The sequence below is a fragment of the Bryobacter aggregatus MPL3 genome, from assembly GCF_000702445.1.
Classification (GTDB): domain Bacteria; phylum Acidobacteriota; class Terriglobia; order Bryobacterales; family Bryobacteraceae; genus Bryobacter; species Bryobacter aggregatus.
In genome coordinates this window covers 2,993,284-3,006,533 of the sequence record NZ_JNIF01000003.1, presented here as the reverse complement: position 1 = coordinate 3,006,533, position 13,250 = coordinate 2,993,284, and the positions used below count along the sequence as shown (strand labels likewise).

Below are 13,250 nucleotides of genomic sequence, written 5' to 3'. Positions count from 1 at the left end.
CCTCCATGTCTACGGCCCCGCCCTTGGTCGGCGTCATCATGGGTTCGAAGTCCGATTGGGAAACCATGAGGCACAGCGACGAAATGCTGACCTTTTTCGGAGTGCCGCATGAATGCCGGATTGTGAGTGCGCATCGCACTCCTGACTTCATGACGGCCTATGCACGCGAGGCTGAGGAACGAGGAATTGAAGTCATCATTGCCGGAGCAGGTGGGGCCGCCCACTTGCCCGGCATGGTGGCCGCTCAGACGCTCATCCCAGTGCTGGGCGTGCCGGTGGAATCGCAAGTGATGAAGGGAATCGATTCGTTGTATTCCATTGTTCAGATGCCAGGTGGCATTCCTGTGGGCACCCTCGCCATCGGGCGTGCCGGTGCGATCAACGCTGCCCTGTTGGCGGTGGCGATCCTTGCCAATCATGATGCGGAATTGCGCGCAAAATTGCGTACCTTTCGCAGCGAACAGACCGCCAAAGTCCGCCGGGAAACATTGCCATGAAGCCGATTCTGCCCGGCTCGACGATTGGAATTTTAGGCAGCGGCCAACTGGGCCGGATGCTGGCGATTGCCGCACGCCAGATGGGCTACAAGATCGTGGTCTTGTCTCCGGATGCAAATACGCCAGCCGGTCAGATTGCCGATCTGGAAATCGTTGCCAGCTATGACGACCTGAGCGCGATCCGCAAGTTCGCAAAGAAGGTGGATGTCGTCACACTCGAGTTTGAGAACGTGCCGGCTGCAGCGGCTCTCGCCACCGAATCGATCGTGCCGCTACGCCCGGGCGCCGAGGTGCTGGCCACCACGCAGCATCGGCTGCGTGAGAAGAACTTTCTGCGAGCGAATGGTTTTCCGGTTACCGGCTTTGTCGAGATCACGAGCGAGTTGCCGAGCGGCTGCAGCTATCCAGCGATTCTCAAGACCGCCGGCTTTGGCTATGACGGCAAGGGGCAGATCAAGGTTGCGAGCGACGACGAACTGCGCGCGGCCTGGGATCAATTAGAGCGGCAGCCCTGCGTGCTCGAAGCCTTTGTGCCCTTTGAGCGGGAGCTTTCTGTCGTGGCGGCGCGCGGGCTGGACGGCCATTTTGTGGACTATGGGGTGTTTGAGAACTCCCATCAGAACCACATTCTCGATCTGACAACGGCGCCCGCTGTCGTCACGGCAAAGTCGGCAAAGGATGCGCTCGCGATCACGCGGGGAATTTTCGAGAAGCTGAACATCGTTGGCGTCGCCTGCGTCGAGCTGTTTCTGAAGAGCGATGGCACGGTGATCGTCAACGAGATTGCACCGCGGCCGCACAATTCCGGACATCTGACGATCGATGCCGCGACCACCAGCCAGTTTGAGCAGCAACTGCGGGCGATTTGTGGATTGCCGCTGGGCGATCCGCGCTTCCATGCACCGGCAGCAATGGCGAATCTGCTGGGCGATCTCTGGCAGCCCAATCCGCCCGACTGGGCCGCGCTACTCCAGTTCCCCGAAATCCGCTTGCACCTCTATGGAAAAGACGAGGCGCGTCCCGGCCGCAAGATGGGCCACATCACTGCTCTTGGCAAGAGCGGGGTCCATGCTGCCGGCATCGTAAGGGCCGCGCGGGCTGCTCTCCAGGCGCAGAGCGTGCAGGTACAGCCGCTGGTCGCTCCCCTGCCCGTAGAGGACATCGCCGACGATGGGATGGCCGATGTGGGCGCAGTGGATGCGGAGCTGATTCGTTCGGCCAGTGACGGGTTCTAGCTCAACCAGCGTCCGCCCGCTGTTGAGGCGGCGCAATACTCGCAATTGGGATAGGGCGGGCTTTCCATCAGGACGCACGCCCCACTCCGGCTTCGCGTTGCCATCGCGACTGATCGGGGCGTCGATCGTCCTTTGCTCTTCACGGACCCATCCTTCCACCAGCGCCAGATAGGTCTTTTTCACTTCGCCGCGTTGCCAGGCGCGCACCAGCATCGAGAGGGTCCGGGCGGTCTTGGCCACCAATAGAACACCACTCGTGTCGCGATCGAGACGATGTGGGAACCAGAAGCGCTCGGGCAGGTAGTAGGCAAGCGCGTTCGCGAGGGTACCGGACTTCACGTGCTTCGTCGGATGCACCAGCATCCCGGCCGGCTTGTGCACCGCGAGCATCTCTGCGTCCTCAAAAAGAATCTCAAGCGGAATGTTTTCCGGCGTGCGGCCCGTTGCCGCATCGGGGTCAAGCTCCATCTCGACGATTTCCCCCGGGCGTACCCGGAAACCCCAGGACCGCACCTCGCCATTCACCCGGCACTGCCCCGCCAATACACACTTCGCCAAGTACATCGAAGTGAAGGCAGGCAGGCGCGCGGGCAGAAATCGCTTCAACGAAAGCCCCTTTTCCCGGTCCTCGACTACCATCTGCATCAGTCCAGAGGATAATAGGAAACAGAGACCTAAAACATGCGAGTAGCCTATTTCGATGCCTTTTCCGGCGTGAGCGGAGACATGACGGTTGGCGCGTTGATCGATGCGGGGGCGGACGCCCACAAACTGATCCATGGACTGGAACACCTCGGCCTGGGCGCGAAATACAAGGCGGAGAAGACGATCCGCTACGGCATTACGGCAACGAAATTTCAAGTGCTGATTGGAGACCTGCCGGCCGACGAACAGGGCCATCATCACCACCACCACGATCATGATCATCCCCATGACCACACGCATGAGCAGACACACGATCACTCGCATCGCGGACTCAGCCAGATTCTCGAGCTGATCGACAAGGCGAAGATTCCAGCGCCGGTGAAGGCATCGGCCAGCCGCGTCTTTCAGGTGCTGGGCGAGGCCGAGGCGAAGGTGCACGGCATGCCGATCGAGCAAGTGCACTTCCATGAAGTGGGCGCGGTGGATTCCATCGCCGACATTGTCGGCGCCTGCTACGGCCTGCATCTGTTGAAGGTGGACGAGGTATATAGCTCGGCAATCAATGTCGGCTCGGGAACGGTAACGGCCGCGCATGGTGTGTTGCCGGTGCCCGCACCTGCGACGGCATTGCTGTTGAAGGACAAGCCGGTCTATGTCGATGGCCCTGCCGTTGAACTCACCACGCCGACTGGGGCCGCCATTCTTGCCGCACTGGCCAAGGGCTATGGCCCGATGCCTTCGGTGAACATCAACTCGCTGGGCTATGGCGCCGGCACGAAGGACTTTGCAAATCGCGCGAATGTTCTGCGCATTACGATTGGAGACCGTGTCGAAAAGACCGAGGCGCAGTCTGTCCTGGTGATCGAAGCGAACATCGATGACTCCTCGCCGCAGGTGCTCGGCTACACGATGGATGCGCTGTTTCTGGCCGGAGCGCTGGACGTCACCTTGACGCCGGTGCTGATGAAGAAGAATCGCCCGGGCCACATTCTGAGCGTGGTTGCGAAGATCGAGGACAAGGACGCGCTGGCAAGCCTGATCCTGCGCGAAACGACAACGCTGGGCCTGCGCATCACGACAGCAGAGCGCCGTACCCTGCCCCGCGAATTTACAGAAGTGAAGACTCCCTATGGCCCGGTGCGGATCAAGGTGAGCGGCTCCGGGTTCGCTCCGGAGTTTGATGACTGCCAGAACCTCGCGCGTACGAAGAATGTCCCACTCAAGGACGTGATTTCCGCGGCGAACTTCGCTTATCTCAAGACGAAAGCCTAATGAGCAAATACTACTTAACGACCCCGATTTATTACGTCAACGCAGCGCCGCATATCGGCCATACCTTTACGACTATTGTTGCGGACACGATCAAGCGCGTGAAGGCGATGCAGGGCGTCGAGGCGTATCTGGTCACCGGCACCGATGAGCATGGCCAGAAGATCGAGCGCGCCGCAACCAAGATTGGCAAGTCGCCGCAGGAGTATACCGATCTGATCTCCGCTGAGTTCCAGCGCAGTTGGGATGAGCTCGGGCTGAAGTATGACAAATTCCAGCGCACCACTTCGCCGCAACATGCCGCCGCGGTGGTCAAGCTGTTTGATGCCTGCGAGCAGAACGGACATATCTACAGGGGCAGTTACACCGGCTATTACTCAGTGGTCAATGAAGCCTTTGTTCCCGATGCGAAGCCCGGCGATGTGGATCCTGAAACAGGCCAGCCGCTCGAGTTACTGACCGAAGAGAATCTGTTCTTCAAGCTGTCTGCGTTTCAGGATCAGATCATCGCGCTGCATGAACAGAATCCGGAATTCCTGCAACCCGAGGCGCGGCGCAATGAGATCCTGTCCTTCTTGAAGAACGAGAAGCTGCAGGATCTGTCGATCAGCCGAACGAGCATCAAGTGGGGCATTCCGGTGCCAAAGTATCCGGGGCATGTGTTCTATGTCTGGTTCGATGCGCTGATGACTTACTGGTCCGCGGTGGAGGGGCAGGATTTGTGGCCCGCCGACCTGCACCTGATGTCGAAAGAGATCGTGCGCTTCCATGCGATCTACTGGCCTGCCTTCCTGCTGGCCGCCGGTTGGCCCTTGCCGAAGAAGATCTTCTCGCACGGCTGGCTGCTGTTTGAAGACAACAAGATGTCCAAGAGCCGGGGCAACATCGTGCGCGCAACACCGATCCAGAAGGTAATGGGCATCGACGCGCTGCGTTACTTCCTGCTGCGCGAGATTCCCTTTGGCGCCGATGGCAGCTTCAGCTACGACGCGCTGGTGGCCCGCTACAATTCCGATCTCGCCAATGGCCTAGGCAATCTGGTGAGCCGTACGCTGTCGATGATCAAGCAGTATCGCGACGGCAAAGTGCCCGCGCCGGTAGACGGCGATGACAGCACGGTGGCGACTGTGATGGCGCAGTATGAGAACTTCGAATTCCACAAGGCGCTCGAATCGATCTGGCGCTGGATCGGCGATCTGGACAAGTATATTGTCGAAAACGCACCTTGGAAGCTGGCCAAGGATTCTTCGCCCGAAGCGCAGGCGCGGCTCGATGAAGTGCTGTACAAGCTCTTTGAAAGCCTGCGATTGATCAACCTGCTGGCCGCTCCGGTGATCCCTGAGAGCGCCGAACGCATCCAGGTGCAATTGAATCTGGCGGGGCCGCTGGTTTGGGGGCATACGCCGGCGGGGCATCCGATTGGCGAGATCGCACCGATCTTTCCGCGCTTGGACGCGAAGGTCGCCATCGACCGCATGAAGGAACTGGAAGTCGAAGAACTCGCGCGGCAGAATGCGCTGCTCGGCAAGCATGCTGAAGAAGCGCCGCAAGCGCCCATCGCGCCGATTGCGGAAACGATCTCGATCGACGACTTTGTGAAGGTGGATTTACGGGTGGGCAAGGTGCTTTCGGCCGAACCCGTGAAGGGCGCCGACAAGCTGCTGCACTTGAAGGTCGACATTGGGGAAGCCAGCGGGCCGCGTACGATTGTCGCCGGCATCGCGAAGGCCTATCAGCCGGAGAAGCTGATCGATCGCAAGGTGGTGATTGTTGCGAATCTCGCGCCGCGCAAGCTGAAGGGCATCGAGAGCCAGGGCATGATTGTTGCGGCCAGTCTGGAAGGCGGCAGTCCGGTGCTGGCAGCCTTTCTCGAAGAGGTACCCGTCGGAGCGCGTCTGAAGTGATCGACAGCCATTGCCATGTGGACAGCGAGCAGTTTGATCCCGATCGGGAAGCGGTGATCGAACGGGCGCTGTCCGCGGGCGTCACGACGATGCTGGCGATTGGCACGGGTGAGGGGCCGCCGCAGTTGGATGCCGGGATTCAACTCGCTGATCAGCACGCTTGCTTTGTCGCAAGCGTGGGCGTGCATCCCCACAGCGCCAGCCGCGTTGCCGCCGAAACTTATTCCGATCTTCGCACCCTGGCCGCGCATCAAAAGTGTGTTGCCATTGGCGAGATCGGCCTCGACTATCATTACGATTTTTCGCCGCGCGACCAGCAGCGCGAGGTCTTTATCAAGCAGTTGGAATTGGCTAAAGAGTTGAAGCTCCCCATCATCATCCATACGCGTGAAGCCTGGGCGGACACAGTCGAGATCCTGCGCCAGCATTGGGACAGCACACTCGGCGGCATCTTCCATTGCTTCAGCGAAGGAGCAGCAGAGGCGGAAGAAGCCGTCGCGCTGAACTTTCATTTTGGCTTTGGCGGCGTGATCACCTACCCGAAGGCAGACCGCGTTCGCGAGGCGGCTAGCACCGTGCCACTCGATCGTCTTCTTCTTGAAACCGACGCTCCTTATCTGGCGCCGGTGCCCCACCGCGGCAAGCGCAACGAGCCGGCCTACGTTGTTGAAACCGCCCAGCGGCTGGCTGCCCTGCGTGGCCTCAGTGTGGCGGCACTGGATACGCTCACCACCACAAATTTCCGCCGTCTCTTCTCGGCGAAACTGGAGCAATTCCAATGACCAAGGGCCTGACACAGGCAGTGTCGATGAAGCAGATCCTCGATCTGGTGCGGGACGATCTCAAGCGTGTAGAAGCCGCCATCGGACTCGAAACCGTCGGATCTGTCAGCGCAATCAAAACAATTTCGCACCACATGCACTCGGCAGGCGGCAAGCGCTTGCGGCCGATTCTGGTGTTGCTCTCGAGCCGGCTGGTGAAGAGCAGTTCTCAGACCACGGACGAGGCGATCCAGCTTGCCGCGGTGGTCGAGTTGATCCATACCTCGACGCTCGTTCACGACGACGTCATCGATGAGGCCAAGACCCGCCGCGGCGCCCCCAGCGCGAATGCTCTTTGGGGCAACCAGATGAGCGTGCTGGCCGGTGACTGGCTGTATATGCAGGCCTTCCAGATCGCGATGCGCCAGCGCAATTTCGCGATTCTCGATCTGCTGATCGGGCTGACGCAGGTGATGGTTGAGGGTGAGTTTTTGCAGATGGAGCGGCTCGGGAAAATCGATATCTCCGAGACCGACTACATGGAGCTGGTGGACCGCAAGACGGCGAGCCTGTTCAGCGCCTGCTGCCGCCTTGGGGCGATGGCCGGCAATGCGTCGGAAGAGGATTGCGCGCGGCTTGGCGACTTTGCCTGGAACCTGGGCATGGCCTTCCAGATGATTGATGACATCCTCGACTTTACGTCGAAGGAGACGATCCTGGGCAAGCCGGTTGGTAACGATCTGGCCGAGGGAAAAGTCACTCTACCACTGCTGTATGCGCTGACGGAGACGACGCGCGAGGAAACCCGGTCGATTGAGACGATTCTCAAAGATCGCAGTTATGAGAGGGTTCCCTTCTCCCGTGTCCTTGAGATTATCGAAAAGTATCGTGGTGTCGAGCGTGCCCAGGAAAGAGCCGTGCAGTTCACCGGCCGGGCACGCCAGATCATCGAAACTTTTCCCGATTCAGCCTACCGCAAGGCGGTTTTAACCATCGCCGACATTGTGACTGACCGCGACCGCTAACTGACCCGTCGCGGTGACGGAAGGATGGCGAAATGAAGAAGTGGCTGATCGGAACTGCCCTCGTTCTGGCACTTGGAGTTGGCGGAGCTTATTACTACGCCAAGAAGTTGCAGCGCGAATGGGAACCCATGGCGCGCCAGCAACTGATCGAGTATCTGGAGAAACGCTTCGACTCTTCCGTTGAAGTGGGCAAGCTCGATTTCAAAATCCCCATCTCATCCCCCTGGGAACTCCTCCGTCATGGCGCCGACACGCAGGTGATCTCGGCCTATGGAGAGGACTTCAAACTCCGCTACAAACGGCGCACCGACATCGAGCCGATGATTGTCTTCAAGCGCCTGACGGCCTCGGCGAATCTGGAAATCCTGTATCAGGGACCTCGTACCGTAAAGCTGGTGAAGCTCGAAGGACTGCGGATCACGATGCCTCCCAAAGGCGAGAGACCTGTCGCAAAGGGGGACCCCACACCGCAGCAGCCAGATCCGAATCCGGTGTTAGTCGAGAAGATCGTTGCCGATGGCACCTTTCTGCAGATTCTGCCTTCCAAGCCCAATAAGCCACCCCTCGAGTTCGATCTGTACCGGCTGACGCTTAGCGCTGCCGGGCCGGGCAAGGGCTATGTCTATGAGACGGTCATGACGAACCCGAAGCCACCGGGACAGATCCAGGCCAAAGGTCATTTTGGCCCCTGGAATCGCGAAGATCCGCGTGAATCGGCGCTCGATGGGGACTATGTGTTCGCAAACGCCGACCTCGGCGTGTTCAAGGGGATTGCGGGAATGCTGCAGTCTACCGGACACTTTGAAGGCGTGCTCGAAGAGATTCGGGCGCAGGGCGAATGCCGGGTCCAGAATTTCAGCCTTTCGATGTCCGGCAACCCGGTGCCGCTCAATGTCAAATACAGCGCGCTGGTGGACGGCACCAATGGCGATACCTATCTGCAGCCAGTGCAAGCGGTCTTGGGCAAGACAGCCTTTACCGCGCGAGGTCATGTCATCGGATTGACCGGCATCTCGGGCCGGGAGATCCATCTCGATGTCGATATGCCGAAGGGCCATTTAGGGGATGTCCTACGTTTGGCCGTGAAAGGCCAGAAGCAGTTTCTGCATGGATTCATCCAACTGAAAACGACGATTGACATTCCGCCCGGTCCTGAAGTGGTGATCAACAAGATCAAGATGAAGGGCCATTTTGAGATCAAAGAAGCGAACTTCACCTCGAATGCGATTCAGGACAAGATCGACGGACTCTCCAAGCGCGGCCAGGGCAAACCGGGCGACGACAGTATCGATCACATCCCAGCCACCTTCCGCGGGCAGTACCGGATGGCCGACGGCAAGATCCACTTTGAGCCCGTGATTTTTGTGGTGCCGGGAGCGCTGGTGGATCTCAAGGGTAGCTATGAGGTAGACCCCGGAGAACTCGACTTCCACGGCTCTTTGAACCTGGCGGCGAAGATGAGCGATACTTTCGGTGGATGGAAGCGCTGGGCGCTCAAGCCTTTCAACCCGATCTTCGCGAAGAATGACGTCGGAACATTCCTGCGCATTGCGGTGACGGGCAGCAAGGACAATCCGAAATTTGGACTCGACAAGAAACCCTAAGCAATGAAGCTGCTCCGCCGACTCATTCTGCTCGCCGCGATTCCGGCAGTGGCAGGTCTCGGCGGTTTTCCGGAAAAGGCGGAGTTTCACTTTCTGCGGATGGAGTACAAGGACGCTCCCTGGGTGCGCCGCCCCTGGGGACGCGGTTGGTGGATGCAGGACATGCCCGAGGCCGAGATCCATTTCTCGAAAGGTATCCAGCGGATGACACGTATCGACCTTGGAGACTGTCGCCATGCGCCCCTGACCGACAACGGCATCTACGAGTACCCGTGGATCTATGCGACGCAGGTGGGCTGGTGGGATCTGAGCGATGCGGAAGTGGAGCGGCTGCAGAAGTATCTGCTGCGCGGCGGCTTCCTGGTGGTGGACGACTTCTTTGGCGATCGGGATTGGACCGCCTTTGCGGCAACCATGGCCCGCGTGTTGCCGGGACGCAACATTGAGGACATCGAAGACAGCAACGCCGTGATGAACATGGTGTTTGAGATCAAGGAGCGTGTGTTCATTCCGGGTCTGCGGCATCTGGCCCGCGGAGGCCGGGGCGAGGCGCAGGTGCGGCCGCAGCCAACCGAGCCGAAGTGGCGCGCGATGTACGACGATGCCGGCAGAATGGTGGTTGCCATCAACTTCAACATGGACATTGGCGATGCCTGGGAACACGCCGACATGCCGGAGTATCCAGAGCAGATGACCAGCCTCAGCTATCGATTTGGCATCAACTACATCCTTTACGCGATGACCCACTAGGAGCGCTCCAGTGTATACGGAGACGACACCAAGGCCGACCGGGGCACGATACGTAACCAGTCCTGAACAGGGTGTTGTAGGTTCTGGGAAGTGTTGCGCAGTGGCGTGTCATGTCGGAAAGATATCCGCCATTCCGACCAAGTGATTCAGTGAATTTGCCACAGGCCGGTAAGCATTAGAGGTCTCTTCTAGTAAAACTCAAGAAGATGGAAAGTTTTCTTGATCAAACTGTAAGGTGAGAGTATGATCCAGGCAGGACACAGCAATGAAAATCCGACACACTGTATCACAGCGCAATTTGTGTGGAATGACACTATACATTCTGGTGATCTTTGTAATCGCTTTATTGTCGTCTAGCAACCTATTTGCACAATGTTGAATGCTGGGTGTTGGGAATGCGGAGAACACAATGTGTTTGGATAGCTACCAATGTGGGAGTTACTATTGTCGATCTGAAGATTGCGTTCGATGCCCGGGTCAGCCCGCAGGTGGGTTTGGGATTCGATGCGCATGGTATCTCGCAGATTGTGGTATGTATTCCAATTGCATATGGGTTGGATGCACGTAGCTCAAACATCAGGTGAATAGAGGAGACCAGAAGCATGAAATATAAATTGTTGGTCGTTGCTGCTAGTTCCGTACTCGCATGGCTTAGCGGACCATTCTTCGGATCTTATGTGGTTCAAGCCCAGGAGGCCCAGCATTCCCCAAAGCTAGTGAGTCTCGTTGCAAATCAAACAACGACCTCTTATTCACCCACCGGTGAGGTTCGAGACAGTTTCCGAAGTACCATCGCCCGGAGGAGCGACGGTTCGCAAGTGGAGATCCGACATTTCCAAGGACCTGAAGGTAAGCCGGCCGAGAACCGACTGCTGCTGGATGTACCTGGACTTAAGAGGATTTCAGTAAGCGGACCGGCAGAATCGATTACTACCTACAAAATGGATCAAGCTGCAATCGCCCAGAAGATTGCTGCCACTGTTGACCCCAGATGCGGACTCGAAGAAGGCGCAGAGCGGATAACAGTTCTGGGAGTTGAGGCACTGCACGCGTACAAGACGATTGGACATCAGAAGAGAGAGATTTGGAGGGCCCCCTCGTTGGGATGCTTCGAGTTGAAAGCGATTGCGACCCAGACTCTCACTGATGGAAGAGAAGCGCGAACTGTGGTCGACACCCTTTCGCTCGAACAACGAGAGCCTGACCCAGCCATGTTTCAGGTGCCAGCGTGGCCTGAGATGTCCCCCTCCGAGGTATACAGATCCATCCAAAGGCGCTATCCCAATATCCCGGCGCCGCCTGCCAGTACAGACGCACCTGCCGACGCGGCGTATCGCTCCAGGAAGCAGAACTAAGAGCTGAACTCGACGTTCCCCAATTTGGATTGAATCGAATCCAAACAACAGACCCCACTAGTAGGCTAGAAGTATGGCTATTGATGGAAAACGCCGGATCCTGGTGACCGGCGCCGCAGGAATGATCGGAAGCGCGATTGTCTGGCGCTTGAATCGTATGGGATATGACCGGATTCTGCTCTCAGACCGGCTCGATACCTCAGAGAAGTGGCGCAATCTGGTGCCGCTTCGTTATCTCGACTACATTGACGCCGATGATCTGCAGGCCACCAGCCACACGCTCACCGACATTGGCACGGTGTTCCACTTGGGCGCCTGTTCGGCGACGACGGAGAAGGATTCTGCCTTCCTGATGCGGAATAATTTCGAGTACACGAAGAAGCTGGCGCATTGGGCGCTCGACCACCAGGCCCGCTTTGTCTATGCCTCTTCTGCCGCCACCTATGGCGCGCGTGAAGACGACTTCCGCGAAGATCTGCCGCTCGATAGCCTGCGCCCGCTGAACATGTACGGCTACTCGAAGCATCTCTTTGATCAGTATGCCGAGAATGCCGGGCTGCTCCAGCACCTCACCGGCCTCAAGTACTTCAACGTCTTTGGACCGAATGAGGATCATAAGGGCGACATGCGCAGTGTCGTGCACAAGGCCTTCCACCAGATCCGCTCCACCGGCAAGCTGGAACTGTTCCAGAGCCACCGTCCCGACTTTGCCGATGGCTGCCAGGAGCGCGACTTCCTCTATGTGAAGGACGCGGCGGCGATGAGTATTCGTCTGGCGGAAGAGAATGCGGGCGGCCTCTACAACCTGGGTTCCGGCCAGGCGCACACCTGGCTCGATCTTGCGCATGCGATCTTTGCCGCGCTCGACCTCGCTCCGAACATCCACTTCATTCCGATGCCGGAACAGCTGCAAGGGAAGTATCAATACCGCACCTGCGCCAGCATCGGGAAACTTCGCGCGGCCGGCTACACGGAAGCGATTACGCCGCTTGCCTATGCTGTCGCCGACTATGTGCGGAACTATCTGATCGGCGATCAGCGGCTGGGCGACGAATCGCGAAGCAACTCGAAATAGAGGTTGTGAATGAAGGCCATATTGTCGCTCTGCAGGTAGTGCATCGCACCGCCCATGCGTGAGAAGCTCTTGCAGAAGCGCAGATAGTAGGCGGCGTTGGTCTTGGGCGGTTCGCCCGTGGTCCAATCCCAATTGCCGCCATCCTGCAGGTCGACAACATAGATGGTGTGGTCGCTGACCGTCTTCCGGCCCGCGCTGAGCCGCAGATTGTTCACGCTGCTTAAGGACTTCTCAAAGACCTGCGGCGCCATGATCGCGGAGCCGACGGAGAGCACCACACCGCCGTCCAGAGTCTCGACGGAATCGCCGAAGAGCCGGAAGTCGTGCCCGGCGGCGCGGCCGATCACCGCTCCGTTGAAGATCGGATGATTCGCGATGATGTCATAGCCGATGCCGGGATGCACGGTCACCGGAACGCCGTGGATGTAGGCCTGGGCGAGGATCGAGGCCTGCTTCCAGGGATGTTCGACCGTGACGCGCCCCTCGGGCACAGCGGCGGCAAGAAGGTCTGCCCGCGCGGCGGTGAGCGGATGCGTCGGGTCGCCAGTGATCGCGGCAATCAGTTCGGCGCGGGATGGAAAGTTTGTACCGTCCTCGGCAATAAAGCGGCCGAGCGCAACGCCATAGCCCTCGCCGCGCAGCGCACCGGCCATCATTGCCAGGTGGAGGTTTCGTCCGGTCTCGTCCCAGGCGCCAAAGCTACCGGTGGCGACGTTTTGCTCAACACTTTCTGTCGAGCGGCCCAGCCAGGCGTATTCCCAATCGTGAATCGTGGCCGCGCCGTTGGTGGCCAGATGCGTCACCCAGCCGCGCTTCATCATGTCGCCTAGAATCAGTGCCGCGCCATTGCGCAACAGGTGGGCTCCGTACATGAGAACCACGCCAGCGCCGCGCTCGCGTGCCGTGCGAATCTGCTGCGCACAAGCGCGAACCGAGGCCAGGAGATCTTCGGGATAGGGCTGGGGAGCCGTCTCCGGAGAGATGAGAATGTCATCGGCTTTCGTCAGGCTGCGGCGCTCGGCCAGAGGGTATACGCGAAGTTTGGTCCAGTCTTGTTTGGGAGGATGCATGAGGGGCGACAAAATTCCAGCGTAAACCAGACTCCGGTCCCATGCGTGTTATTGTTTGTG

Annotated in this window: 11 protein-coding genes and 1 pseudogene; 10 read left to right on the top strand and 2 right to left on the bottom strand. The window is 58.8% G+C overall.

Going from position 1 to position 13,250, the window contains the following annotated elements; all coding sequences use genetic code 11:
• Positions 1–5: 5 nt before the first annotated feature.
• Together purE and M017_RS0114065 are read left to right on the top strand one after the other, a co-directional pair.
• On the top strand, positions 6–497 hold the full coding sequence (gene purE, locus M017_RS0114070; RefSeq protein WP_031498706.1) for a 5-(carboxyamino)imidazole ribonucleotide mutase: 492 nt from the start codon (positions 6–8) through the stop codon (positions 495–497).
• Entirely contained in the window at positions 494–1,732 is a 1,239-nt protein-coding gene (locus M017_RS0114065; protein WP_080507753.1) for a 5-(carboxyamino)imidazole ribonucleotide synthase, read from the top strand. Before purE ends, M017_RS0114065 begins: the two co-directional genes overlap by 4 nt.
• Here M017_RS0114065 and M017_RS30265 read toward each other — a convergent pair.
• Positions 1,691–2,296, bottom strand: a pseudogene (locus M017_RS30265) (RluA family pseudouridine synthase); the annotation flags it as partial. The gene M017_RS0114065 and the pseudogene M017_RS30265 sit on opposite strands and share 42 nt — an antisense overlap.
• 117 nt (positions 2,297–2,413) lie before the next feature.
• Between M017_RS30265 and larC the strand changes: the two are divergent.
• The 8 genes from larC to rfaD all read left to right on the top strand — a co-directional run bounded on the left by larC (position 2,414) and on the right by rfaD (position 12,120).
• On the top strand, positions 2,414–3,649 hold the full coding sequence (larC, locus tag M017_RS0114055) for a nickel pincer cofactor biosynthesis protein LarC (RefSeq protein ID WP_031498701.1): 1,236 nt from the start codon (positions 2,414–2,416) through the stop codon (positions 3,647–3,649).
• Positions 3,649–5,550: a methionine--tRNA ligase gene (metG, locus tag M017_RS0114050; protein WP_031498700.1), complete on the top strand. Its 1,902-nt coding sequence runs from the start codon at positions 3,649–3,651 to the stop codon at positions 5,548–5,550. Before larC ends, metG begins: the two co-directional genes overlap by 1 nt.
• On the top strand, positions 5,547–6,332 hold the full coding sequence (locus tag M017_RS0114045; RefSeq protein WP_031498699.1) for a TatD family hydrolase: 786 nt from the start codon (positions 5,547–5,549) through the stop codon (positions 6,330–6,332). The genes metG and M017_RS0114045 overlap by 4 nt, the downstream gene beginning before the upstream one ends.
• Positions 6,329–7,336: a polyprenyl synthetase family protein gene (locus M017_RS0114040; RefSeq protein ID WP_031498698.1), complete on the top strand. Its 1,008-nt coding sequence runs from the start codon at positions 6,329–6,331 to the stop codon at positions 7,334–7,336. The genes M017_RS0114045 and M017_RS0114040 overlap by 4 nt, the downstream gene beginning before the upstream one ends.
• 32 nt (positions 7,337–7,368) lie before the next feature.
• Positions 7,369–8,940 carry a hypothetical protein gene (locus tag M017_RS0114035; RefSeq protein ID WP_031498696.1) on the top strand — a complete coding sequence of 524 codons (1,572 nt, stop codon included), beginning with the start codon at positions 7,369–7,371 and terminating at the stop codon, positions 8,938–8,940.
• A 3-nt stretch (positions 8,941–8,943) separates the two neighbouring features.
• Positions 8,944–9,690, top strand: coding sequence for a DUF4159 domain-containing protein (locus M017_RS0114030; protein WP_031498695.1), 747 nt, complete (start codon positions 8,944–8,946; stop codon positions 9,688–9,690).
• A 602-nt stretch (positions 9,691–10,292) separates the two neighbouring features.
• Positions 10,293–11,045 carry a hypothetical protein gene (locus M017_RS30260; protein ID WP_031498694.1) on the top strand — a complete coding sequence of 251 codons (753 nt, stop codon included), beginning with the start codon at positions 10,293–10,295 and terminating at the stop codon, positions 11,043–11,045.
• 73 nt (positions 11,046–11,118) lie between these two features.
• Positions 11,119–12,120 (top strand): ADP-glyceromanno-heptose 6-epimerase, encoded by a 1,002-nt coding sequence (gene rfaD, locus M017_RS0114020; protein ID WP_031498693.1) that lies wholly within the window; start codon positions 11,119–11,121, stop codon positions 12,118–12,120.
• Here rfaD and M017_RS0114015 read toward each other — a convergent pair.
• Positions 12,081–13,190, bottom strand: a complete 1,110-nt coding sequence (locus M017_RS0114015; protein WP_031498691.1) for a GSU2086 family protein — start codon at positions 13,188–13,190, stop codon at positions 12,081–12,083. The genes rfaD and M017_RS0114015 overlap by 40 nt on opposite strands.
• Positions 13,191–13,250 lie beyond the last annotated feature (60 nt).

Coding starts and splice junctions, on each gene's coding strand:
- M017_RS30260 (WP_031498694.1), top strand. CDS start 10,293: ATGAAATATAAATTGTTGGTCGTTGCTGCTAGTTCCGTACTCGCATGG.
- M017_RS0114030 (WP_031498695.1), top strand. CDS start 8,944: ATGAAGCTGCTCCGCCGACTCATTCTGCTCGCCGCGATTCCGGCAGTG.
- M017_RS0114035 (WP_031498696.1), top strand. CDS start 7,369: ATGAAGAAGTGGCTGATCGGAACTGCCCTCGTTCTGGCACTTGGAGTT.
- M017_RS0114015 (WP_031498691.1), bottom strand. CDS start 13,190: ATGCATCCTCCCAAACAAGACTGGACCAAACTTCGCGTATACCCTCTG.
- rfaD (WP_031498693.1), top strand. CDS start 11,119: ATGGCTATTGATGGAAAACGCCGGATCCTGGTGACCGGCGCCGCAGGA.
- M017_RS0114040 (WP_031498698.1), top strand. CDS start 6,329: ATGACCAAGGGCCTGACACAGGCAGTGTCGATGAAGCAGATCCTCGAT.
- purE (WP_031498706.1), top strand. CDS start 6: ATGTCTACGGCCCCGCCCTTGGTCGGCGTCATCATGGGTTCGAAGTCC.
- larC (WP_031498701.1), top strand. CDS start 2,414: ATGCGAGTAGCCTATTTCGATGCCTTTTCCGGCGTGAGCGGAGACATG.
- M017_RS0114065 (WP_080507753.1), top strand. CDS start 494: ATGAAGCCGATTCTGCCCGGCTCGACGATTGGAATTTTAGGCAGCGGC.
- metG (WP_031498700.1), top strand. CDS start 3,649: ATGAGCAAATACTACTTAACGACCCCGATTTATTACGTCAACGCAGCG.